At 64.4% G+C, this 22,352-nt stretch carries 17 protein-coding genes; 12 read left to right on the forward strand and 5 right to left on the reverse strand.

The window, feature by feature from the left end:
* The first annotated feature begins 35 nt into the window (after positions 1–35).
* From GA0061099_RS12215 to GA0061099_RS12255, 9 genes are all read left to right on the forward strand, one after another.
* A complete protein-coding gene (locus GA0061099_RS12215; RefSeq protein ID WP_036021865.1) occupies positions 36–2,357 on the forward strand; it encodes a putative bifunctional diguanylate cyclase/phosphodiesterase in 2,322 nt (773 codons plus the stop codon).
* 167 nt (positions 2,358–2,524) lie between these two features.
* Entirely contained in the window at positions 2,525–3,286 is a 762-nt protein-coding gene (locus GA0061099_RS12220; RefSeq protein WP_035998571.1) for an N-acyl amino acid synthase FeeM domain-containing protein, read from the forward strand.
* A gap of 244 nt (positions 3,287–3,530) precedes the next feature.
* Positions 3,531–4,019 (forward strand): peptidoglycan-associated lipoprotein Pal, encoded by a 489-nt coding sequence (pal, locus tag GA0061099_RS12225; protein ID WP_035998574.1) that lies wholly within the window; start codon positions 3,531–3,533, stop codon positions 4,017–4,019.
* Between the two features lie 207 nt (positions 4,020–4,226).
* Positions 4,227–5,324, forward strand: a complete 1,098-nt coding sequence (gene ybgF, locus GA0061099_RS12230; protein WP_074447701.1) for a tol-pal system protein YbgF — start codon at positions 4,227–4,229, stop codon at positions 5,322–5,324.
* 64 nt (positions 5,325–5,388) lie between these two features.
* Positions 5,389–6,444, forward strand: a complete 1,056-nt coding sequence (tilS, locus tag GA0061099_RS12235; RefSeq protein ID WP_035998583.1) for a tRNA lysidine(34) synthetase TilS — start codon at positions 5,389–5,391, stop codon at positions 6,442–6,444.
* Positions 6,445–6,720: 276 nt separating this feature from the next.
* Positions 6,721–8,643: an ATP-dependent zinc metalloprotease FtsH gene (ftsH, locus tag GA0061099_RS12240; RefSeq protein ID WP_035998585.1), complete on the forward strand. Its 1,923-nt coding sequence runs from the start codon at positions 6,721–6,723 to the stop codon at positions 8,641–8,643.
* 252 nt (positions 8,644–8,895) lie between these two features.
* On the forward strand, positions 8,896–9,735 hold the full coding sequence (locus GA0061099_RS12245) for a universal stress protein (protein ID WP_074447702.1): 840 nt from the start codon (positions 8,896–8,898) through the stop codon (positions 9,733–9,735).
* A 9-nt stretch (positions 9,736–9,744) separates the two neighbouring features.
* Positions 9,745–10,977 carry an APC family permease gene (locus GA0061099_RS12250; RefSeq protein WP_036021882.1) on the forward strand — a complete coding sequence of 411 codons (1,233 nt, stop codon included), beginning with the start codon at positions 9,745–9,747 and terminating at the stop codon, positions 10,975–10,977.
* A gap of 121 nt (positions 10,978–11,098) precedes the next feature.
* On the forward strand, positions 11,099–12,538 hold the full coding sequence (locus tag GA0061099_RS12255; RefSeq protein ID WP_036021885.1) for a hypothetical protein: 1,440 nt from the start codon (positions 11,099–11,101) through the stop codon (positions 12,536–12,538).
* A gap of 64 nt (positions 12,539–12,602) precedes the next feature.
* Here the strand turns inward: GA0061099_RS12255 and GA0061099_RS12260 are convergent, their stop codons facing one another.
* From GA0061099_RS12260 to GA0061099_RS12270, 3 genes are all read right to left on the reverse strand, one after another.
* Positions 12,603–13,598: a glycosyltransferase family 2 protein gene (locus tag GA0061099_RS12260; protein WP_036021887.1), complete on the reverse strand. Its 996-nt coding sequence runs from the start codon at positions 13,596–13,598 to the stop codon at positions 12,603–12,605.
* Between the two features lie 64 nt (positions 13,599–13,662).
* Entirely contained in the window at positions 13,663–15,159 is a 1,497-nt protein-coding gene (locus GA0061099_RS12265; protein ID WP_225156416.1) for a hypothetical protein, read from the reverse strand.
* Between the two features lie 110 nt (positions 15,160–15,269).
* Positions 15,270–16,760 carry a hypothetical protein gene (locus tag GA0061099_RS12270; protein ID WP_074447703.1) on the reverse strand — a complete coding sequence of 497 codons (1,491 nt, stop codon included), beginning with the start codon at positions 16,758–16,760 and terminating at the stop codon, positions 15,270–15,272.
* A 297-nt stretch (positions 16,761–17,057) separates the two neighbouring features.
* Between GA0061099_RS12270 and GA0061099_RS12275 the strand changes: the two genes are divergently transcribed.
* From GA0061099_RS12275 to GA0061099_RS12285, 3 genes are all read left to right on the forward strand, one after another.
* Positions 17,058–17,222, forward strand: a complete 165-nt coding sequence (locus GA0061099_RS12275) for a Flp family type IVb pilin (RefSeq protein ID WP_035998610.1) — start codon at positions 17,058–17,060, stop codon at positions 17,220–17,222.
* A gap of 167 nt (positions 17,223–17,389) precedes the next feature.
* Positions 17,390–18,619 (forward strand): glycosyltransferase family 87 protein, encoded by a 1,230-nt coding sequence (locus GA0061099_RS12280; protein WP_036021898.1) that lies wholly within the window; start codon positions 17,390–17,392, stop codon positions 18,617–18,619.
* Positions 18,620–18,728: 109 nt separating this feature from the next.
* Positions 18,729–18,941 (forward strand): hypothetical protein, encoded by a 213-nt coding sequence (locus GA0061099_RS12285; protein ID WP_036021901.1) that lies wholly within the window; start codon positions 18,729–18,731, stop codon positions 18,939–18,941.
* A gap of 222 nt (positions 18,942–19,163) precedes the next feature.
* Here GA0061099_RS12285 and GA0061099_RS12290 read toward each other — a convergent pair whose 3' ends face one another.
* Together GA0061099_RS12290 and GA0061099_RS12295 are read right to left on the reverse strand one after the other, a co-directional pair.
* The gene (locus GA0061099_RS12290; RefSeq protein ID WP_081492866.1) at positions 19,164–20,396 is read right to left on the reverse strand and encodes a glycosyltransferase family 87 protein; all 1,233 of its coding nucleotides are present in this window, start codon (positions 20,394–20,396) and stop codon (positions 19,164–19,166) included.
* A 74-nt stretch (positions 20,397–20,470) separates the two neighbouring features.
* Positions 20,471–22,069, reverse strand: coding sequence for a glycosyltransferase 87 family protein (locus GA0061099_RS12295; RefSeq protein WP_083235099.1), 1,599 nt, complete (start codon positions 22,067–22,069; stop codon positions 20,471–20,473).
* Positions 22,070–22,352 lie beyond the last annotated feature (283 nt).

Below are 22,352 nucleotides of genomic sequence, written 5' to 3' on the forward strand. Positions count from 1 at the left end.
ACTACGCGCTGAACAGGACGCGCGTACAAATCAAAATGCAGTTCGCAAGCCAGAGCGGAGAGCAGGGGCAGCCGCCGCCGGTCAATCCGGCGGCGCAGATCGATTCGCTCTTTGAAGCGCCCGGACCGCTGCTGGCCGGTCTCATCTTCGTGTCGATCGGTGCTGCGCTGACTGCGCTGAAGACAGGTGAGCCCCTGATTTGGGCGTGCGTGGCGCTGCTCGTCTTGGCCGGAACGGTGCGGGCGATCGATTTGCGTCGCTATCAGGGACGCAAGTCGAGCGTGACCGCCGAGGCGGCCAAACGCTGGCAGGCGCGGTATCAGATCGGCGCGAAGATCCAGGCCGCGGCGATCGGCATCTGGTGCGGCACGACTCTGCTCGCCACCGACGACGCGGTCGCGCATATGATTGCCCTGTCGGTCACGACAGGCATTGCCGCAGGGGGAGCGGGAAGGGCGTACGGACGACCGTCGATCTTCCATCTGCAGGCGCTGCTCATTTTCGCCCCGGCGGTGTTGGCATTGGCGTGGCGCGGCACGCCCTACTACATCGCGATGGCCGTTGTGAGCGCGGCCTTCCTGCTGGCGATCATGCAGCTCTCGGTCAACTTGCACCGGATCTTCATGGGCGCCGTGGTGGCGCGCGAGCGCGAAGCCGCACTTGCGGGCCAGTTCGATACCGCCCTCAACAACATGCCGCACGGTCTTTGCATGTTCCATCGCGATGGCCAGCTCGCGGTGATGAATCACCGCTTCGCGGCGATGATGAACCTGCCCGACCATCTGCCTCGGAGCGGCGCCAGCGCGCGCGACATCATCGCGGCATGCGTGCAGGCAAGATCCATCTCGAGCGCGGACGGCGAGCATATCGTCGCCGGCATCGAAAGTTCGCGGGAGAAGGAGATCATCACCGCCGAGGCGAACCTGGAGCGAAATCGGTCGCTGTGCTGGACCGTTCAGCCGATGGCGGACGGAGGGGCGGTGCTGCTGCTCGAGGACATCACCGAGCGGCGCAACGCCGAGGCCAAGATCACCCATCTTGCGCGATACGACGACCTGACGGCGTTGCCGAACAGGGTCAACTTCCGCGACCAGATCGAGCACCTGCTGGCTGTCTCCCACGATGCGGCGCAGCTCTCCGCGCTGCTGTTCATCGACCTCGACCAGTTCAAGCAGGTCAACGACACGCTGGGCCATCCCTGCGGCGACCAGCTCCTGTGCGCCGTCGCCAACCGCCTGCGCGAGATGCTGCGCCCCGAGGATTTCGTCGCCCGGTTCGGCGGCGACGAGTTCGTCGTGTTCCAGCAGAACCTCACGTCGCCCGAGGATGCCGCGGCACTCGCCCGCCGCATCGTCGAGCGGTTGAGCGAGCGGTACCGCATCGACAATCATCTGGTCGAGATCGGCGCCAGCGTCGGCATCGCGCTGACCTCGCCGGAGGGCACCAGCGCCGACACGCTGCTCAAGAACGCCGACATGGCGCTGTACCGCGCCAAAGCCGACGGCCGCGGCACCTATTGTTTCTTCCGCGACGAGATGGCCGCGACCGTCGAGGCGCGCCGCATCCTCGAGCTCGACCTGCGCAAGGCGCTCGCCAACGAGGAATTCGAGCTGTTCTTCCAGCCGCTGGTCAATCTGAGGTCCGGCAAGATCACCACCTGCGAAGCGCTGCTGCGCTGGAATCATCCGGTGCGCGGCACGGTCTCGCCGGTCGACATCATCCCGGTCGCCGAGGACATGGGCCTGATCGTCGATCTCGGCCGCTGGATCCTGCGCCGCGCCTGCATGGAATGCATGAAGTGGCCGGAGGGTGTCAGCGTCGCCGTTAATTTCTCGCCGCAACAATTCCACCAGCGCGACGTCCTGAGCGAAATCCGCTACGCGCTCGAAGTGTCGGGCCTGCCGGCGCATCGTCTGGAGATCGAGATCACCGAGTCCTCGCTGCTGCGCAACACCCAGCTCACCCACGACATCCTGTCGCAATTGCATGCGCTCGGCGTGCGCATCTCGCTCGACGATTTCGGCACCGGCTATTCCAGCCTCAGCTACCTGCACAATTTCCCGATGCAGAAGGTGAAGATCGATCGCTCCTTCCTCGAAGGCATCGATTCCGACCGGCCGCTGACGCTGCTGCGCGGTGTCGCGCGGCTGTCCGCCGACCTCGGCATGGCCGTGGTGGTCGAAGGCATCGAGACCAACGAGCAGCTCGAGCTGATCAGCGCCGACGGCACCGTGACCGAAGGGCAGGGCTACCTGTTCAGCCGGCCCGTACCGGCGGTGCGGATCCGGCAATTGCTCAACGCCTCGCATGGTCGTCGCGTGCCCGACGACCAGCTCGCCCTTGTGTCGTCGCGATAGGCCCGATCCCTTCCCGGCAGCTCCACTCTCGCAATCGGCTCCCGTGTGCACCGTAGTCTTGCGGGCTCGCAAAGGTTAACCCTAACGATTCTATAGCTTTGCAATTCCGTTAAGGAACCATTAAGGTCTGGCTACTCGTGGAAGTTGCTTGGAGTCAGAGGTTGCAGATGAAGTCCGGAGCCGAACCGAACACGGCGCTCCTTCCACGAGGCGCCGCGTTGTTTGACCGCATCGATTATCGGCTCATCGAAACGCCCGAGGACAAGGACAACCTGTATCTGATGCGCTACCGCGCCTATCTGCAGGCCGGTCTGATCGAGCCATCACCTTCGCTGCGCGTCAGCGATCGTTTCGACGAAACGCCCAACACCTGGAATTTCGGGGTCTACGTTGACGGAGAGCTTTGCAGCTCCGTCCGCATCCATCTGCTGACGTCGGAATGGCGGATGTCCTATACCACCGAGGTGTTCGGCGACATCCTGCATCCCCGCCTCGATCGCGGCGAGGTTTTTGTCGATCCGTGCCGGCTCGTTGCAGATCCCGACAAGCACCACCGCTTTCCCGAGCTGCCCTATTTGACCGTCCGGCTCGCCTTTGTCGCGTGCGATCATTTCAACGCCGACACCGGCCTTGCCATGATCCGGACCGATCATCAGGCGTTCTACCGCCGCATCTTCCTGCACGAGACCATTTCGCCGGAGCCGCGGGGCTTTCCGGGCTGGCCCACCAAGAAGGCGGTCCTGATGGCGACCGACGTCCGGCGGCAGCGGGACAAGGTGCTCGCGCGCTTTCCGATCATGCGCTCCAGCGCGTTCGAGCGGCGCATGCTGTTTGAACGCAGCATCCCCCGGCAGGCCGCCACGCGGCCGATTCTGCTCACCACGCCGCGGACCCTGGACGTGGCCTCTCAAGCGCTCGGTTCGGTCTAGGCGGGCGCTCCCCGGTCATTTCGGCCCAAAATTCCAGCAAGTGCCGGCTCTTTTGCCGGCCGACGCGGCTTGCCTTCACCCTCGCGCCACATTTACAACCCATTAACCATGACGTTTGCTTTTCGCTGGTTGGGGGCATTTGACCGGCTGAGGCAAGGTTCCGTCAAGGTTGACGGAACGTTCGCTTAACCAACCCCCTGTAGACCGGACAGCAGTGGACTAACGTGAGCGTGGAGGCTCCGGAATGAGACATCCTATGCGTATCCTCCAGGGATTGAAGCTGGCCGCGGTGCTCGCCGTCGCGCTGTCGATGGGCGCCTGCGCCAACAAGAATGCCGCGACGGATGCGATGGCCAATGCGGCGACGCCCGGCAGCCAGCAGGACTTCGTCGTCAACGTCGGCGACCGCGTGTTCTTCGAAAGCGACCAGACCGATCTGACCCCGCAGGCGATCGTGACCCTGGAGAAGCAGGCGCAGTGGCTGCAGACCTATCCGCGCTACTCCTTCACCATCGAAGGTCATGCCGACGAGCGCGGCACCCGCGAATACAACATCGCGCTCGGCGCCCGCCGTGCCCAGTCGGTCCGTTCGTTCCTCGCCTCGCGCGGCATCGACCCGAACCGCATGCGCACGATCTCCTACGGCAAGGAACGGCCGGTCGCCGTCTGTAACGACATCTCCTGCTGGTCGCAGAACCGCCGCGCCGTCACTGTCCTGAACGCCAGCTCCTGACGCTCGGTCAGGTCCCCGGTGGTCAGTCAGGCCCCGTTCAGCTTTGCAATTGGATGATGCCGGCGCCCTCTCGGGCGCCGGTTTCGTTTCAGCATTCTGTGACTGAAAACCCCTTGGTATCAGTCACATTTTTGGCGTACTCCACTTCAATGTGTGGCGCGTCGAGGGTTCCGTCGCAGGCCATTTCGCTTTCGTCGTCAGGGCAAGATGTCATCCAGATTTAAGGCTTTTACCGGTACCGCGGCGACCGCCGCGCTGCTCTCTTTGTGCTCGCCCGCGCTTGCGCAATCGGTCTACGGGCAGTCGGATGATGTCGACCCGGAGATGCGGATCGAGCGGCTGGAGAACCGGCTGCGCCAGCTCACCGGCCAGAACGAGGAGCTGCAATATCGCAACCGCCAGCTCGAAGAGCGCCTGCGGGCGCTCGAGGGCGGCGCGCAAGGGGCGCCCGGGCAGGCACCAAACGTCGCGGCGATGCCGCCCGCGCAGATCGCACCGAGCCAGATTGCACCGGGGCAGGTCGCGCCCGGATATCGCCAGCCCCCGCAACAGCAGGCCGCGCAGCCGAGCCAAGCCGCGCAGCCGAGCTACGAGCAGCCGCAGATCGCAGCGCCCGCGCCGATCGTTCAGGAGCAGCCGGCGCCCGGCGCTCCCGGCACACGCCGCCGCGGCGATGCCTTCGACCCCAACCAGAACCCGAATGCACCCGGCGCGCCGCGCGCACTCGGCGGCGGGCAGCAGCCGATGCCGGCGGTCACGCCTGGCGGCGGCCGCAATGCGGGCGAGCCGCTCGATCTCGCCAACACCAGCCCGCGCTACCAACAAGGTGTGCCGCCGGCCGCGCAGCCCGGCTATCCGCCGGCACAATCGGGTTATCCCGCACCGGCCGGTGGCGCTGCTTTGGCCACCCTGCCGCCGTCGGCGACGCCCCGCGACGAGTTCGACCTCGGCATCGGCTACATGCAGCGCAAGGACTACGCGCTGGCCGAGCAGACCATGAAGAACTTCACGCAGAAATTTCCGAGCGACCCGCTGGTCGGCGACGCGCAATACTGGCTAGGCGAGAGCTATTTCCAGCGCCAGCAATATCGCGATTCCGCCGAAGCGTTCCTCGCCGTCACCACCAAATACGAGAAATCGGCCAAGGCGCCGGATGCGCTGCTGCGGCTCGGCCAGTCGCTCGCCGCGCTGAAGGAGAAGGAGGCCGCCTGCGCCGCCTTCGGCGAGATCGGCCGCAAATATCCCCGCGCCTCCGCCGGCGTCAAAGCCGCCGTCGATCGCGAGCAGAAGCGGGTGAAGTGCTGATCCGCTGACAAAGCGGATGGCGTTGCGCTAAACATTCGGTCAATCCGCGGATGATTGCAGCGTCATGTCAGACGACGACGATTCACCGATCTCGGCGCGCGAGGCGAGGCGGCTCTTCGCGGGCCTGAGAGATGCCCCGGCGCTGGTGCTCGCGGTCTCCGGCGGGCCCGACTCGGTTGCGCTGATGTGGCTTGCAGCGCGCTGGCAGCGCAGCCTCGCGCGAGGCCCGCAAATCACGGTCGTCACGATTGATCACGGCCTGCGCCCGGAGGCCGCCCGTGAGGCGCGCGAGGTCAAGCGGCTCGCCGCGGCGCTCGGATTGCCGCACCGGACCTTGCGCTGGCGCGGTGAAAAGCCGAAGACGGGGCTGCCTGCCGCCGCGCGCGAGGCCCGTTACCGCCTGCTCGCACAGGCCGCCCGTGCCGCCGGCGCGAGCCATGTGCTGACGGCACACACCCGCGACGACCAGGCCGAGACCCTGTTGATGCGCCTGTTCCGCGGCAGCGGACTTGCCGGACTCTCGGCCATGGCTCCATTCACCGAGCGCGACGGAATCGTGCTGGCGCGTCCGTTGCTCGACGTTCCGAAATCGCAGCTGATCGCGACCTTGCGGCGGGCGAGGATCGGCTTTGCCGAGGATCCCACCAACCGGGACACCGCCTACACACGGCCGCGGCTGCGCGCGCTGCTGCCGCTCCTCGCGGCCGAGGGCGGCGACGCCAGAAATCTGGCGCGGCTCGCGGCAAGGCTGGCGCGGGCCAATGCGGCGGTCGAGGTGCTTGCCGACGGCGCCGAGCGCTTCCTCCGCCTGCGGGATCGCGGCGATGCGCCGCAGGCGAGTGTCAGGAGCTTCGAGGCCGCGACCTTTGCCGCCCTGCCGGAGGAGGTGCGGCTGCGGCTCCTGCTGCGGGCCATCAACGCGCTCGGCCATGAAGGGCCGGCGGAACTCGGCAAGGTCGAAACCCTGATGTCGGTGCTTGATCGGGCGATCGCCGGCCCCGGTGCAGCCGCAAATGGCCGGCCGGTTCTGAAGCAGACCCTCGCGGGAGCCTTGATCAGCCTTGCCGGCGGGCGTATCCAGATCGCGCCGGCGCCGGCCCGGCGGCGCAAGGGCAGATGAGCGCGACGAGAGCGGATCATGACACCGGTCAATTCGCGTCCGTGCCGTCAGGCCACCTTAACCAGGCAGGAAAAACCCGGGTTCGGACGCCATGATTTCAGCGGGAATCGCGCTAAGATGGGATAAATAGTCCCATCTCGTTCCCTTGGCAGCGACCGGGGCGGCACCTAAATTGTATCCGTCTAACGATGAGGATTCCTTGGGATTTCCTCGCATTGACCAAATCAACTGCCCAAGGATCACGGCCGCGATCCGCGCGACCACGAAGGAAGATCGATGAACGCCAATCTGCGCAATTTCGCCCTCTGGGTCATCATTGTCTTGCTGCTGTTGGCGTTGTTCACGCTCTTCCAGAATCCGGGTCAGCGGGCCTCCTCGCAGGACATCGCCTTCTCGCAGCTGCTGAGCGAAGTTGACCGCGGCAATGTGCGCGACGTCGTGATCCAGGGGCCGGACATCCACGGCACCTTCACCAACGGCTCCAGCTTCCAGACTTACGCGCCGAACGACCCGACGCTGGTGAAGCGCCTCTATGACAGCAAGGTGCAGATCACTGCGAAGCCGCCTGGCGACAACGTGCCGTGGTTCGTCTCGCTCTTGGTCTCCTGGCTGCCCTTCATCGCGCTGATCGGCGTCTGGATCTTCTTGTCGCGGCAGATGCAGGGCGGCGCCGGCAAGGCGATGGGCTTCGGCAAGTCGCGTGCGAAGATGCTGACGGAGGCCCATGGCCGCGTCACCTTCGAGGACGTCGCCGGCGTCGACGAGGCCAAGCAGGACCTGCAGGAGATCGTGGAGTTCCTGCGCGACCCCGGCAAATTCCAGCGCCTCGGCGGCCGCATTCCGCGCGGCGTGCTGCTGGTCGGCCCTCCCGGCACCGGTAAGACCCTGATCGCGCGTGCGGTCGCGGGCGAAGCCAACGTGCCGTTCTTCACCATCTCCGGTTCCGACTTCGTCGAGATGTTCGTCGGCGTCGGCGCGAGCCGCGTCCGCGACATGTTCGAGCAGGCCAAGAAGAATGCGCCCTGCATCATCTTCATCGACGAAATCGATGCCGTCGGTCGTCACCGTGGCGCCGGTCTCGGCGGCGGCAATGACGAGCGCGAGCAGACGCTGAACCAGCTGCTGGTCGAGATGGACGGCTTCGAGGCCAACGAGGGCGTGATCCTGATCGCCGCCACCAACCGTCCCGACGTGCTCGATCCCGCGCTGCTGCGTCCGGGCCGCTTCGACCGTCAGGTCGTGGTGCCGAACCCCGACGTCGTCGGCCGCGAGCAGATCCTGAAGGTGCATGTTCGCAAGGTTCCGCTGGCGCCCGATATCAATCTCAAGACCATCGCGCGCGGCACCCCGGGCTTCTCCGGCGCCGACCTGATGAACCTCGTCAACGAGGCCGCTTTGACCGCCGCCCGCCGCAACAAGCGGATGGTGACGCAGGCCGAGTTCGAGGAGGCCAAGGACAAGGTGATGATGGGCGCCGAGCGCAAGTCGCTCGTCATGACCGAGGAAGAGAAGTTGCTCACGGCCTACCACGAGGGCGGCCACGCCATCGTCGGCCTCAACGTGCCCGCGACCGATCCGATCCACAAGGCGACCATCATCCCGCGCGGCCGTGCGCTCGGCATGGTCATGCAGCTGCCCGAGCGCGACAAGCTGTCGATGTCGCTGGAGCAGATGACCTCGCGCCTCGCCATCATGATGGGCGGCCGCGTCGCCGAAGAGCTGATCTTCGGCCGCGAGAAGGTGACCTCGGGCGCGGCGTCCGACATCGAGCAGGCCACGCGCCTGGCCCGCATGATGGTGACGCGCTGGGGCCTGTCGGAAGAGCTCGGCACCGTCTCCTATGGCGAGAACCAGGACGAGGTCTTCCTCGGCATGTCGGTGTCGCGCACGCAGAACGCCTCCGAAGCCACCGTCCAGAAGATCGATTCCGAGATCAAGCGTCTGGTCGAGGAAGGCTACAAGGAGGCGACGCGCATCCTCACCGAGAAGCGCGCCGATCTCGAGACGCTGGCCAAGGGCCTGCTCGAGTTCGAGACGCTGACCGGCGACGAGATCGTCGACCTGCTCAAGGGCAAGAAGCCGAACCGCGAGTCCGTGCTCGAGCCGACCACACCGCGCGCCTCCGCCGTGCCCCCGGCCGGCAAGCCGCGCCCGCGTCCCGATCCGGATCCCGGCCTCGAGCCGCAGCCGCAGGCGTAATTCCAAGCGGCAGCTGAGAATCGAAAAACGCGGCGGTAACGCCGCGTTTTTTATTGTCCGAGCGCGCCTTCGCGAGCTCGCATTGCGCTGGCCCTCCCGCAAGGCAGGCGCCGCCGAACCAGAGCGTTCTGTTCCGGCGCCATCGTTCGAGCCTGGGCCGTTTTGCCACAGCCATCCGGTTGAATCGGTTGCGGTGGGTCAAGAAGGAGCATCTCGACGGCGTTAGGTTCCGACTCGTCAAAGGAGGCACACATGGCTTTCAAGGATGTTCTGTTGACCCTGGCGAGCTACCCGGAGCCGACGCCGGTTTCAGTGATCGACGATGCCGTCTCGGTGGCCGCCACCCTGGGGGCGCACCTCGCAGCCATTTCCTGCGAGGTCCATGCGGAGGTGCGCGCAAGCCTGCTCGGGGATGTCATCCTGGACATACCCGCGCTTATTGCGCGCGAGGCCGCCAAGAGCCGCGAGAATGCGAAAGCCCTGCTTGCCGCATTCGAAGCCTCCGCCGACAGATCCGGCGTCCGGCATGAGACCATCTTCGAGCACTGTGCAACCGCCAGCGAGGCCGCGCTGCTGGTTGACTATGCAAGGCTTCGGGATCTCACGATCATGGCGGTGCCGGACTCCCATGATCTGGGGTACGCCGAGGAGGTGATCTTCGAATCCGGCAGGCCGACGCTGATCCTGCCCACCGGCCCGCGGTCGCGTCCGTTGCGGCTCGATGCCATCTGCGTGGCTTGGGACTTCAGCCGCACCGCTGCGCGAGCGGTTTCCGACGCACTTCCTTTGCTTGAAAGCGCAAGAAGTGTACGCGTCGTGACTGTCACCAACGAAAAGCCCCTGGATTCCAGACATTCCGGCCGAGAACTGGCGAAGAACCTGGCTCGTCACGGCATCGAGGTCGTGCTGGATGAGATCGATGCCGAGAGCAAGCCGATCGACGAGGTCCTCACATCTTACGTGCTGTCCCACGGCATCGACGTCCTCGTGATGGGCGCGTACGGAACGCCGAGGTGGCGGGAATTCGTGCTCGGCGGCGCGACCAGGGGCCTGCTGTCCAAGCCGCCGGTGCCGATCCTGTTTTCGCATTGACGCTTGGTGATGCAGGAGGTGGCGCCGCTCGGGTCTACGAAACTGGTCAGATCGCTGACGCTCACGCACGCGGTCCTCTATGGGCTCGGCGTGACGATCGGCGCCGGCATCTACGTCCTGGTGGGCGCGGCCGCTGCCCGGAGCGGAATGCATGCACCTCTGGCGTTCCTCGTTGCCGCGGTCGTGATGGGCGTGACGGCCGGGAGCTTTGCCGAACTGGGCACGCGACTGCCGGTCGCGGCGAGCGAGGCCGCCTATGTCCAGGCCGCGTTTCATCGAAAATGGCTCAGCGGTGCCACAGGGTTGCTCGTGGTGGCTGCAGCGACGATTTCGGGCGCGACCATCACCGTGGGGAGCGCCGGCTACATCAGCGTGTTCCTGCCGCTGCCTGCCAGCTGGATCATCGCCGGCGTTGTGCTCGCGATGGGAGCGATCGCCTGCCTGTCCGCGGTTCAGTCCATCAGCTTCGCCGGCTTGATGACGGTCGTGGAGATCGGAGGATTGGTCCTCATTGTCGGAGCCGGGCTGTTTGAGGGCGACGCCCTGGTCTCCCGGCTGCCCGAACTGTTGGCTCCCCTGAGCGATAAAGCAGCGTGGACCGGGATCGCACAGACGTCGCTGCTCGCCGTGTTTGCGTTCATCGGGTTCGAGCACCTCGTGAACATCTCCGAGGAAATGAAGAATCCGTCCCAAACGCTGCCTTGGGCGCTCTTCATCACCCTCGGCGTGACGGCGCTCCTCTACATGATCGTCGTCTGGGTCGCGGTGGTCGCGGTGCCCCCGGCCGAGCTCGCGCACGCCTCGGCTCCGCTTGCACTTGTCTTTCAGCGGTTGACCGGTCTTCCCCTCTCGGTATTGAGCGTCATCGCGATCGTTGCGACGGTCAACGGGATCATCGTTCACATGCTGATGATCGGACGTGTGCTGTACGGGCTTGCGGACCAAGGCAGCCTTCCGGCCTTTCTGGCCCGTGTGAACGCCAGAAGCGGCGCGCCGGTGGTTGCAACCCTCTTCGGCGTGGGCGCCATCCTGATCCTCGCCCTCGGCATTCCCTTGACCGGATTGGCCGAATGGACCTCGCGCCTGACGCTCGGGATCTTCGTCCTGGTCAACCTGGCGCTTCTTCGCATCAAGACGAGAGAATCCAAGCCTCCCGCCGGCGTGTTCTTCGTGCCCATTTGGGTGCCGATCGCAGGACTGTTCACAAGCGCCGGGTTGCTCCTGATCGATCTCGTGCGATAGCGCCCGCGTGGCGTTTCGGCGGAGGGCCCGGGCGTTGCGATGGCGGTTCTCTCGCTTCCGCACGCGCGATCGGTGAAACATTAAAGAACACCTTAACAATTAAGGCCTAGCTTGGCCCGCCATGACTGATCAGGTCGTCTCCAGCGCGGTTCAACCGTTTTCGGCGCGTGCAGCGCTCCCTTGGTCTGTGGGGCTCGCCGTCTACGCTGTGTTGCTGGCCGTCGGCCCGAAGCTGCTCGGAGATCCCGACAGCTATTCTCACGTCGAGCTCGGGCGCTGGATCATGGCGCATGGGACCCTGCCGACGAGTGATCCATTTTCGTTTTCGAAGCATGGCGCGCCTTGGATCACGTTCGAATGGCTGTCGGAAGTCATCTATGCCGGAGCCTACGTCCTGTCCGGCTGGTCCGGCGTCGTCGTCGTCGCGGCCGCGGCGATCGCACTCGCCTTTGGTCTGCTCACATACTTCCTGCTGCGCGAGCTGTCGCCGACCCAGACGCTGATCATGGTGATCGCGGCCGTCATCCTGACGGCGCCGCACATGTTGGCGCGGCCACACGTGCTCGTGATGCCCATCATGGTGATCTGGGCGGCTGCCCTGGTGCGTTGCATGGATCATGGCAGGCCGCCACCATACTGGGCCCTGCCGCTGCTGGTCGTGTGGGGCAATCTGCACGGCAGCGGAGTGCTGGCGCTTGGCTTGATTGGACCCGTGGTGCTCGAGGCGCTGCTGCGCGAGGAGCGAAGCCAATGGCCACGCGTGCTGCTGCGCTGGGTGCCATTCACACTGCTTGCCGTCGCCGCATCCTGCCTGACGCCGCATGGGCCGGAACCGCTGCTGATGCCGATCACGACACTCGGCCTCGGTCCCGCGCTCGCCTGGATCGCGGAATGGCGGCCGCAGGATTTCAGCCGCATCGGCGGCTTCGAGCTGCTGTTGCTGGGGGGCATCTTCGCGCTCTCGCGCGGTGTCACGCTGCCGGTCGTGCGGACCCTGGTGGTGATCGGCTTGCTCCATTTCGCGCTGGCGCAGATGCGCAATGCGGATCTGCTGGCCATGCTGGCGCCGCTCTACCTCGCGGCCCCGCTGGCCCGGAGGTTCGGCGGGCCGAGCGGGAACGAGACCGACCGCTCCTCGCGCGGCTTGAACCTGGCGGCATTCGGCATCTTGGCCGCGATGAGTGGATTGGCGCTGGCGCGCGACATCCGGCCGGCTCCCCTCATCACCCCCGAGGCGGCCGTCGCCCGTGCCGACCTCGCCAAGGCGGGGCCGCTGCTCAACGATTATTCCTTCGGCGGCTATTTGGTCTTTGCCGGCATCCCGACCTTCATCGACGGCCGCGCGGAACTGTTCGGCGGACCGTTCATCGAACGCTACAATCGCGCCCTGGCGCTGATTGACCTCGCAGATTTTCTCAAGCTGCTCGACGACTACAAGATCAGCGCGACGCTGCTCGCACCGAATACGCCCGCCACAGCGATGCTTGACCGGTTGCCGCACTGGCAGCGCGTGTACAGCGACGATGTGGCGGTCGTCCACAAGCGCCGAGAGATGCAGTAACAACAGCTCGGCAGCATCATCGAAGACCAGGTGTTGGCCTCACGTCCGAGGTGATTGCAGCAGATCACTCGTTGATTGCGTGTTTCGCGGGTGCAGTCGCCGCCTCGTTGCGATCGAAGCCGGCTCGCTTCTGGACCACGTACAGTGGACGGCGCTTTACTTCGGCATGGATGCGGCCGACGTAAAGGCCCACGATCCCCGTCATCAGCATGTTCATTCCACACAACAGCGAGAGGAGGACGATGGTCGAGGACCAGCCGGTCACGAGATGAGCGTCGTTGCTCAGCCACATCACGACGACCCAGCCGCCGTAGAGCAGTGCGAATGCCGAGACGGTCAATCCGCACCAGATCGCCAGGCGCAAGGGCAGATCGGAAAAGCCGAGCGCGGCGTTCACCGCGAGCCGGATCATCTTGAACAGGGGGTACTTGGTCTCGCCCGCGGCGCGCTCGAGGCGATGGAACGTGACCTCGGCCTGGCGGAAGCCGAGCCAGGCGATCATGCCGCGTACGAAGCGATCCTGCTCCGGCATCTGCCTGAGCGCGTCCAGCACCTTGCGATCGATCAGGCGGAAGTCGCCGACGTCGGCGGGGATGCCGACGGAGGACATCTTGCCGAGCAGCCGGTAGAACAGGTGTGCGGTCGCGCGCTTGAATCGGCTCTCTCCCTCGCGCGACAGGCGGCGGGCGTGGACGACGTCGTTGCCTTCCTGCCATTTTGCGATCAATTGCTCGATCACTTCGGGCGGATCCTGCAGATCGGCGTCCATGACGATGATCGCGTCGCCCTGCGCGGCGTCCATGCCGGCGGTGATGGCGACTTGATGGCCGAAATTCCGCGACAGGCCGATATAGCGAAAGCGGGCGTCGCGCACAGCGAGTGCCTGTAGCACGATCGAGCTGGAATCGCTGCTGCCGTCGTCGACGAAAATCGCCTCTGCCGGCCCGTCGAGCCGGGACAGCAGGAAGTCGAGCCGGCGCAACAATATCGGCAGTACGGCTTCCTCGTTGAAGACGGGAATGACGAGGCTGTAGCGGATCGGTCCGGAATTGGCCGCCATGCGAAGGAGTCCAGCTGGGTTGCAGGGACGGAAGTCTACGGGCAGGTGGTTAAGGTCGCCTTTCTCAGGACTTGCGGCGAATCCTGTAGAGCACGAACCGATCCGAGGTCTCCAATAGTTCCAGCAGATCCGGCAGCGGGTTTGCGGCCCGCGGTCCCAGCACATAGAGGTAGTCGAAATCCCGGTGCCAGGTGCGGACAAAGCGCGGCGAGTCCGCCGGCGGGTGGCCCGCTGCTATCGCGGTGAGCAGGCCTGAGGACACCAGTCCGCCATCCGGAGTGGCAAGATGGCGCACGGCCTCGACGGCCCGAACAGGCTGCTTGCCCGCCTCCGTGAAGAGATTGGGCACGAACGCATTGGCATAGTGCACCGCCAGCGTTGGCGCATAATACATCGGATACGCCGTGAGATCGGCGAAGGGCGGGTCGCCAGCTTCGTCCGCATTGCTGACGAGGACGCGCGAGCCACGTTCGACCTTGCGGAACGACTCGACAATGGCCGCGTAGTCAGTGCGGTAGGGCAGCCATACCGTGAAGACAACGGCGAGATTGATCAGCGTGATGCCGCCGATCGCAGCGAGTGCAGCCATCCGCCAAGCCCGGCTTGGCAGCGACAGCGAGCAGAACGCCGGCAGGATCAGCGCCGCAGCAGGAAACACGCGGAGGTCGGCGAAAGAGGTCCCGAACAGCCTCGAGGGAATGGCCACGTACAGGAGCGCAAGACCGAGCGCGATCCAAATCCCGGCGGGCTCGAGCCTGAGCAAGCCGCGCCTTACGGCGAACAGCAACGCGGTCATGAGGGTCAGCCCGGTCACCGCCGCGGCCGTCAGATTGTAGCCGTTCATGATGCGGAGCGGCCAGACCGGCTTGAATGCGAGGAACCAATCGTTGCCTTGGCTTCCGATCGCGCCTGCCGTGACATGCATGATCGCAAGCAGCGCAAGCGCCGGTAGGGCCAGCGCGCCAAGCCGCGCGGCCGCGACGGAATACGCGACCCGCCCTTGGCGGACGCGCGACAGCTCGAAAAGGCCGAGCGTTGCGCCATAGATGCCGAGCGAAAAGAAATGCGCCACATAGAGCGCGGCGACGAAGATCAGATTGGCCATGAAGCGCAGCGGCCAGGGGCCTTCCGCCAGCATCAGATAGACGGCGATGCCCCAGAGCGCGAGGCCGAGCCCGAACTCGAAGTTCACGAAACCCCAGCTGAACGGCAGGCAATAGAGCAAAGCGAGCGCGGCGAAGCCGGCGAGATGGATGCGTCCCTTCCTGACCCATTCGAGCAGAAGCGCACCGGTGACGATCAGGACCTGGCTCAGCAGGAGAAACAGCCGCGTCGCGTTCTCGACGCTCATCAGCCGCGCCAGCTGCGGGACCAGCAGGTCCATTCCGAGGTTGGGATAGAAGGCCCACCTCACCTCGTAATACGGATTTGCACCCGCGGTGCCGTTCTGGCTCAGAACAGACATGCGGGCGAGGTGATTGGGATAATCGACCATCGCCGGAATGGGCGTCAGCAGCACCGGAACAAACGAGACTACAGCCAGCATCGCAAGCACGATCATCGCCACGGCTCGGTCCGGGGCGGAACGCGCCGGATCTGTCAGGATCGGCTTGCTGGAAGGAACCATCTGATGAAGTCGCTGAGGCCGAAGACGCGCGCTGGAGCGGGTCGTCACTTCGAAGGCGCCGCGGTCGCGCCGTCTGCGGCGTCGCGCACGTGGATCACGGCGATGTCGTCCGCATAGATCCGCTTCCAGCCCGTGAGCTGGTCGAGGATCTGCGGGCCCGGCGCATCCGCGCCCAGCAGTGTCGCATCGATCTTGTGCTCGTCGAGCAGGCGCGGCAACAGCTCGGGCTTCTTGCCCTCGGTCGCCTTGAAGAAGTCCATGATGAATTTCTCGCCGTAGAGCTCGGCGCGGCCGTCGACGAAAACAGGAATATCGCGCGAGATCAGATAGCCGCCGAACTGGTAGGCGTTGAAGACGCGCTGCACCTTGCGTTGCTCGAGCAGGTCGACCGCCGCGACCGGCGTCTGCGTCATCGTGAAGGTGAAGCGGTGGTGCCCCAGATAGAGCGAGGTCGAGGTCCAGCTTGCCGCCACGATCATCAGCGCGCCGAGCGCCGTGACATAGCGGCCGGGCCAGCTGTCGGCACCGGCGGGCTCAAGCGCCGGCTGCGGGAACATCTCGCCGAGCGGCTTTGCCAGCACCAGCGGCACCAGGAATGCAAATGCGTCGATGCTCCTGACGTGGCTCAGCGCGCTCCAGGTCAGGAAGAGGATCAGGAAGATCCGGGGTGCCGACAGCACCAGGCCGCGATAATAACCGAATGCGATCAGGGCGAGCAGGGCGCCTTCGAACGGGGTGAACGTGGCGAAGTTCGCCGGCATCCATTCGACGATCAGCGTCAGCAATTCGCCGAGGCTGAGGATGTTGGTCGCGCCCTGCAGCGTTCGCCAGCCGTACGGCGTGCAGCAGCTCGCGATCAGCGCCCCGATTCCGAACAGCACCCAGCGCATGAACAGGGCGAGCCGCCGTCCCTTCTCGGCATGCTCGACCGCTTCGAGCGAGATCGGGCCGATCAGCGCGAGCCCGAGCACGAAGCCGCCGTGCAGGTTCGCCCACAGCGCCATCAGCGGCAGCCAGGTCCAGGACGGCGCGCTCCGGCGGCTCGCAGCCGCCATCAGCAAGCCGACCCACGCCACCATCACCGGCAGCGCCAGAATATGCGGCCGCGCCAGGACGTGATGGATCGACAGCAGCAGCGCCAGCATCGCGAACAGCACCGCGCGCGGGGCTCCGATATGCGCCTCGAGCAGATACACGAGGATCGCGAGTGCGAGCGCGATGGCGGCCGCGGTGAGGATGACGGGGCCTGCCCAGCCCCATTGTGCATGCGAGAAGGAGAACGCGACCTGCGACAGCCAGGACGTCGAGATCCACGGCGCGCCCGTCCGCGTGAAGGAATAGAAATCGATCATGGGCATGGCGCGGTGATCGAGGATCCATTGCCCGATCTTGATCTGCCAGAACGAGTCGGAATCCTGAAGCAGCGTATCGCCCAGGAACAGGAAGAACAGATAGGCGCCGGCGCCGACGCACAACGGCACCAGGGCACGCGCGCGGCCCTGCACCGCGATGCTGTTGGCGAAAGAAAGGGACATGCCGTCTCGTCGTCCTGGTTGTTCTTGCCGGCCCGAGCGGGCGGCATTGGACCACGCCGGTCATAACTTCGGGTAAACCGGCCGCGCCAGGCCGGCGTCAGATGCTTACAATTTAACGGATTGTTTCGAACTTGGATTTACCATGGGCCGATACACGCAATCCGCTCGGTGTTTACGCAGCCGAATTAACTGCGGTGCAATTCTTTGCCTCTACGTTCAGTTGCCATGGTCGGGCGGCGCTGGGAAGCCGAAGAGACCAGATCAGTTGTAGCCTCGTGTACTCATTTGGAGCACTCTATGAAGAACCTCGTTGCGCGTTTCATGAAGGATGAATCCGGCGCCACCGCCATTGAATACGGCCTGATCGCTGCCGGCATCGCGCTGGCGATCATCACCGTCGTCAACAACCTCGGCACCACGCTGAACACGAAGTTCAGCTCGATCTCGACCAGCCTCAAGTAAGGCCGGACGACCAGCGGAATAGCGAAGGGCCCCGTCATCGACGGGGCTCTTTTGCGTTGTCCAGGAATCGGCGCGGGGCGTTCGACGATCAGGCTTAAGCCTCCTTCAAGCCACTCGGGTGTATGGCTTGGGCGCATCCGCCTCACATCATCGCGCAAGGAAGCCGCATGGCCGAAGCCTCCTCCGTTCCGCCTGCAATCGGCCGTCACGGTGCGGTCCCAGCGATCCTCGTCAACATCTCCTTCGTGCTGGCGATCGTCACGCTGGCGTATTTTCCGACGGCCTATCTCGCCCATCTCTGGATCTTTGACGCCGACGGGCGCGGCATCCCCACTGATTTCGTCAACGTCTGGGCGGCCGGAAGACTGGCGCTCGAGGGGCATCCCGCGCAGGCCTGGGATTGGGACATTCAGAAGCAGGTCGAGCTTGCGCTGCTCAAGCAGGATTTCGTCGGCCATTTCGCCTGGCACTATCCGCCGCCCTTCCTGTTCGTCGCGTCCTTCCTCGCGCAATTTCCCTATGCGATCGCCTTCATCGGCTGGGCCGCCTTCAGCATGGTGCCTTATCTCGCCGTGATGCGCGCGATCATCGGACGCAATGCGGGCCTTGTGATTGCGGTTGGATTTCCGGCAGCCTTCCTCAACATCCTGGTCGGGCAGAACGGTTTCCTCACGGCCTCGCTGATCGGCGGCATGCTCTATCTGCTGCCGACGCGGCCGGTGCTGGCCGGCATCTGTCTCGGCCTTCTCAGCTACAAGCCGCAATACGGTCTCTTGTTTCCGCTGGTTCTCTTCGCCGCCGCCGAATGGACCGTGCTGTTCAGCGCCGCGATCGTCACCGTTGCGATCGCTGCACTATCCTGGTTCGCCTTCGGCACCGAAAGCTGGCAGGCGTTCTTCCACTGGATTCCGATGTTCTCCCAGGCCTTTCTGACCGAGGGCAGGGCGCCCTGGTTCAAGATGCAGAGCATCTTCGCGCTGGTGCGCTATCTCGGCGGCACCGAGCAGCTCGCATGGATCTTCCAGTGGGTGTTGACCACAGCTGTTGCCGTGGCGCTGGTCGTGGTGTGGCGGAGCCGGCTGCCCTACGCCCTCAAGGCAGCGATGCTCGCCACGGCGACGCTGCTCACGACGCCCTATCTTTTCATGTACGATCTGGTCGTGCTGGGCATCGCGGTGGCGTTCCTCATCCGCGCCGGGCTCGATGAAGGTTTCGCACGCCACGAGGTGATGGCGCTGGCGCTCGTCTTCGCGCTGCTTGCGAGCTTCCTGTTTCTCGGGCAACCGGTCGGCTTCCCGGCGATCCTGATCGTGTTCGGGCTGATCCTCGGACGCTGCGCAGCCTGGCGGAGTGCCGAGGCCGCATCGGCGCAGCTCGCTCTCACGCGAACGAGCTGAGGAACTCGGTCACGCTCTGATCGGATTTGAGACGCTAGAATTGAAAGACTTTTGGGGCCGAAGAACTGGTACGCTGCCAATGTAGGCGAAATTCCCGCGAGAGAGTACCATGGACGCAGAGCCAGCCGCGAGATTCAAACTACATATAGAGCGGAGCATTGAGGAGCTATCCCGGGCGCTCGCGCTTGCCCAAGAAGCCTCTTCAGCAGAAGAGTTCCTGAGATTGAGAACGTCGGTCGGCGATATCATCGCTCGAATAGACACCATGCTTCACGACAACATTTACAATAATCATCCCAAGCTGGATGGGATGAAAGGGTGACAGGTATCGCCCGCTTTGGGTCCAAAACGGTCTGCCGGCTGAAAGCCGGAGATTGTCGGCTGAGCGCCGGAAGCGAAACGCGGCTCCCAATTTACTGAAGCTTCGCGCTCATTTGATGCACAACCGATGGATGTTGCGCCTTCGCACGAGGGATGTCCGCGCGTGAGAACGCTGCTCAAGATTGCCCTCGTGATGGTGTCACGCAATAGGAGATGTCGCCACTCAAGCTAACGCTGGCGACGTCACTGACGAGGCTTGCTTTGATCTATCATTGGACAACCGCCACAGCAGACGAGCGGCGAACAAGGGGTGGATCAGTAAAGCAATCGGTATTTGCGCGAAGCCGAATGGAAACATCCGAATAGGCAGCATCCACAACGCAAGCGAAAGAATTTGATCGGCGAATGCTTCGTTTCCGCGCTGACGCAGAAGCGCGACAATCCATCCGAATACGACCATGTCGTAGTTCATGATCCAGGGTGAAAACAAGAAGGTGGCGGTAACGAAGAGCGCTAGTGAGAGGATCGGATCGCGCTTGCGCCAGAACGTCCAAACTACCGCACCGACGGCGCATACCGACGCCGCTCCTTGCACCACCCAGGCCAAATCAGCGGGAAGACCCGCAAGGCGGGCGTTGATCAAGGCTGAGGCAACGATCGGCCAGCCCATGATACCTGCCACGTCGAGCAGTTCGTGCTGTTGCGGCAAAACTTTATGCCAATATGCGATCCAGATTTCTGGCCCAAACCATGCTGCAGTCGCGGCGACAAGCGACACCGTCATGACGACGGCTGAACCAATGACTCGCCAGTGCCCTCCCAGCACCAGCACGATCGGAAGCAGGAGTCCGAGTTGCGGCTTGATAGTCAGCATACCAAACAAAATTCCAGCGAGTATCGGCCGCCGCTCGAGGTTTGCCAGACCGCCGATCAAGAGCGCAGCGGTCAAGAAGCCATTTTGGCCGAGGAATACGTTAACCGTGACGGCAGGTGCGACGGCCAGAAACACCCAGTATTTTCGTTCGACACCACATGATGTTGCCGCCCAAACGTACAGGGCAAGCCCGGTGACGCACCACACAATGTACGACGGCAGAAAACCGAGCAAACCAAAGGGCCAAATGAAGAACAGAAGATGCGGCGGATACGACCAATACAGAGGTGCCAAATCGGGAATGCCGGTCACCTTCGCTATCGCAGCCATGTAGGCGCTGGAATCAAACCAGTCCGCAGGGCCGCCGGAAAAAGCCGATCGGCCGCCTATCCAAGTGTTCAGAAAATCTCGACCAACCGGAAAGCCGCCTGGGTCACGTACGAACGATGGGAACGACTGGGCTGCTGCCAGTTGGAAGTCAAATATGACAACCGCCAGCAGAATGGCCGCAGCGACCACGGTGAGGGACGCGTAGATCCTTACTGATGCTGGATTGCCTGTGCCAAGCTTGCCATGACTCATTGTACGCTCAAAGGGTGAGGCCTCTGTTCGAGAGGCGCGATGGTTCTCAAGTTTGAGTTCCGCGCGGACGGCGACTAATGCGCAGTCCGCGCGATCAGCGGGCAACTTTCGATCACCGTGCCGGGGCGGGCGCCCTCAATGGTGACGCAGGGCCGGGAGCGATCGATGGTGAGCTCGTAGCGATCCAGCAGCGCGCTGCGGTCCGGATCGCCGCGCATGTGCAATTCGCGGACGCCGCCGGGCAGCGGCGTCTTCAGCCCGGCGCGAATGCGCTGGTCGAAGATGCCGCCGGGGACGATCGGCACGGCGATATCGGCGAGCAGGTAGAAGCGCGATTGGGAGGGCAGCTGCGGCGCGATATAGGCCAGCGGCTTGCCGAGGATGAAATAGGTCGCGGGCTGATCGAGCTCGTGGGCGATCTTCGGCCGGTAGACGTCGGACCAGGGGCGGTGCCACCAGTCCGCCGGCTGCGACCACGCTGCGATCGCGACTGCGAGCGTCAACGTCAACACGGCGAGCGGACGAGGGGACGCCGTCAGCGATGACGGTCCGGTGCTCGCGGCGAGGCGCGTGAGCAGGAGAACGATCAGCGGACCGCACAGGAGCTCCAGAACCACCGCATAGCGCTGGATCGAGAACAAGCCGAGCCATGCGAGGTAAGAGGCCGCAAACAGCACCACCAGCTGCACGTCACCCCGGGTGAGGATCGCGCTCTTGCGCCTCGCGCGGACCCACAGGCCGAGCACGAGCAGGACCATCACCACCGCGAAGCGCGCGTCGCGGAACGGATGCTCCGCGCCGCGGTGGTCGCCGATCAGCCAGTAGAAGGGGTAGGCCAATGCGTCGAGCACGCCATGAGGCATGAACTGCGCATCCATCAGGTTGACGCCGGCCACCTCGCTCGACTGGAACAGTGCATTGAACAGCGGGAGGATCGGATTGCCGGTGTCGCGCCACGTGATCAGGCACCATCCGCCGCCGGTGAGCGCCGCGCCGGCCATCCCGCCGATGCCAAGAAGCGCGATCGCGCGAAGCGGACGCGCGGAGACGAGCAGCGCAGCGGCAGCGCCGATCGCGTAGACGACATTGGTCAGCTTCAGCCCGACGGCGGCACCGATCAGCAATCCCGCGAGCAGGACGCAGATCGCGGGTCGGCGATCCGCCACCAGGATCAGAAGGCAGCCGCCGATCACGGGCAAGGCCAGCAGCACGTCGGAAAAGCTCGTGCCGACTTCCGAGAGCGTCATCGGACCCGAGGCAGCGATGACGACCACTGCTATGACCGGCGCGATGGTTGCGGCCTGGCGCAGCACCAGACGCGCGAACAGGCAGATCAGCGCAAGGTTGAGGCCGTGAACAGCGCCGATGATCATCAGCCCATAGGGCGCCGGCAGCACATGGCGGAGATAGTAGACTGGGAGATAGACGAGCGGATTGAAGTAGGTCTGAAAGCCCGGCGGGACCACATCGACGCCATAGCGGCCGTTGAGAACGGCCCAGACATTGTATTCGTGGTAGTTCTGCCAATCCCAGTTGACGTCCTCTCCCATGGCCAGAGTGTAGAGCGCGCCTGCCAGCATCGAGCAGACGACAACGGCGATCGCTGCAAGCGCATTGCCGCGCTGCTTCGCCCTCCACGATCGCCGCAGCCTGTCGGCCGCGGGCAGGGACATGACCTCTCGCAGATCGGAGGAAATGGCCGCGCGTTCCAGCATCAAGGCGCCATCGGCGCCGGGAACGCCGGGAACATCACGAGCAGAGCCGGGTCGCTGAACCGCAGAAAGCCCGCTCGTGAAATGCATTGCCGAATTCCAATTTACAACCGTATGACTATGGATAGCCAGTTAAAGTTGTATTAATCAATGCGGGAACTTTGCGTGATTGCACGTCAAAGTCGCGAGTAGTCGAGGGCTCGAATCGGTCCTCCGGGTCGACCTGCAGCGTTTAGGGCCTGAT

The sequence above is a fragment of the Bradyrhizobium yuanmingense genome, from assembly GCF_900094575.1.
Lineage (GTDB): Bacteria > Pseudomonadota > Alphaproteobacteria > Rhizobiales > Xanthobacteraceae > Bradyrhizobium > Bradyrhizobium yuanmingense.

Bases quoted from the DNA above. Each gene is read 5' to 3' on its own strand.
- ybgF (WP_074447701.1), top strand. From the start codon at position 4,227: ATGTCATCCAGATTTAAGGCTTTTACCGGTACCGCGGCGACCGCCGCG.
- GA0061099_RS12275 (WP_035998610.1), top strand. From the start codon at position 17,058: ATGAAGAACCTCGTTGCGCGTTTCATGAAGGATGAATCCGGCGCCACC.
- ftsH (WP_035998585.1), top strand. From the start codon at position 6,721: ATGAACGCCAATCTGCGCAATTTCGCCCTCTGGGTCATCATTGTCTTG.
- tilS (WP_035998583.1), top strand. From the start codon at position 5,389: ATGTCAGACGACGACGATTCACCGATCTCGGCGCGCGAGGCGAGGCGG.
- GA0061099_RS12260 (WP_036021887.1), bottom strand. From the start codon at position 13,598: ATGGCGGCCAATTCCGGACCGATCCGCTACAGCCTCGTCATTCCCGTC.
- GA0061099_RS12255 (WP_036021885.1), top strand. From the start codon at position 11,099: ATGACTGATCAGGTCGTCTCCAGCGCGGTTCAACCGTTTTCGGCGCGT.
- GA0061099_RS12280 (WP_036021898.1), top strand. From the start codon at position 17,390: ATGGCCGAAGCCTCCTCCGTTCCGCCTGCAATCGGCCGTCACGGTGCG.
- GA0061099_RS12215 (WP_036021865.1), top strand. From the start codon at position 36: ATGCAGTTCGCAAGCCAGAGCGGAGAGCAGGGGCAGCCGCCGCCGGTC.
- GA0061099_RS12290 (WP_081492866.1), bottom strand. From the start codon at position 20,396: ATGAGTCATGGCAAGCTTGGCACAGGCAATCCAGCATCAGTAAGGATC.
- GA0061099_RS12295 (WP_083235099.1), bottom strand. From the start codon at position 22,069: ATGTCCCTGCCCGCGGCCGACAGGCTGCGGCGATCGTGGAGGGCGAAG.
- GA0061099_RS12265 (WP_225156416.1), bottom strand. From the start codon at position 15,159: ATGATCGTGCTTGCGATGCTGGCTGTAGTCTCGTTTGTTCCGGTGCTG.
- GA0061099_RS12245 (WP_074447702.1), top strand. From the start codon at position 8,896: ATGGCTTTCAAGGATGTTCTGTTGACCCTGGCGAGCTACCCGGAGCCG.
- pal (WP_035998574.1), top strand. From the start codon at position 3,531: ATGAGACATCCTATGCGTATCCTCCAGGGATTGAAGCTGGCCGCGGTG.
- GA0061099_RS12220 (WP_035998571.1), top strand. From the start codon at position 2,525: ATGAAGTCCGGAGCCGAACCGAACACGGCGCTCCTTCCACGAGGCGCC.
- GA0061099_RS12250 (WP_036021882.1), top strand. From the start codon at position 9,745: ATGCAGGAGGTGGCGCCGCTCGGGTCTACGAAACTGGTCAGATCGCTG.
- GA0061099_RS12285 (WP_036021901.1), top strand. From the start codon at position 18,729: ATGGACGCAGAGCCAGCCGCGAGATTCAAACTACATATAGAGCGGAGC.
- GA0061099_RS12270 (WP_074447703.1), bottom strand. From the start codon at position 16,760: ATGTCCCTTTCTTTCGCCAACAGCATCGCGGTGCAGGGCCGCGCGCGT.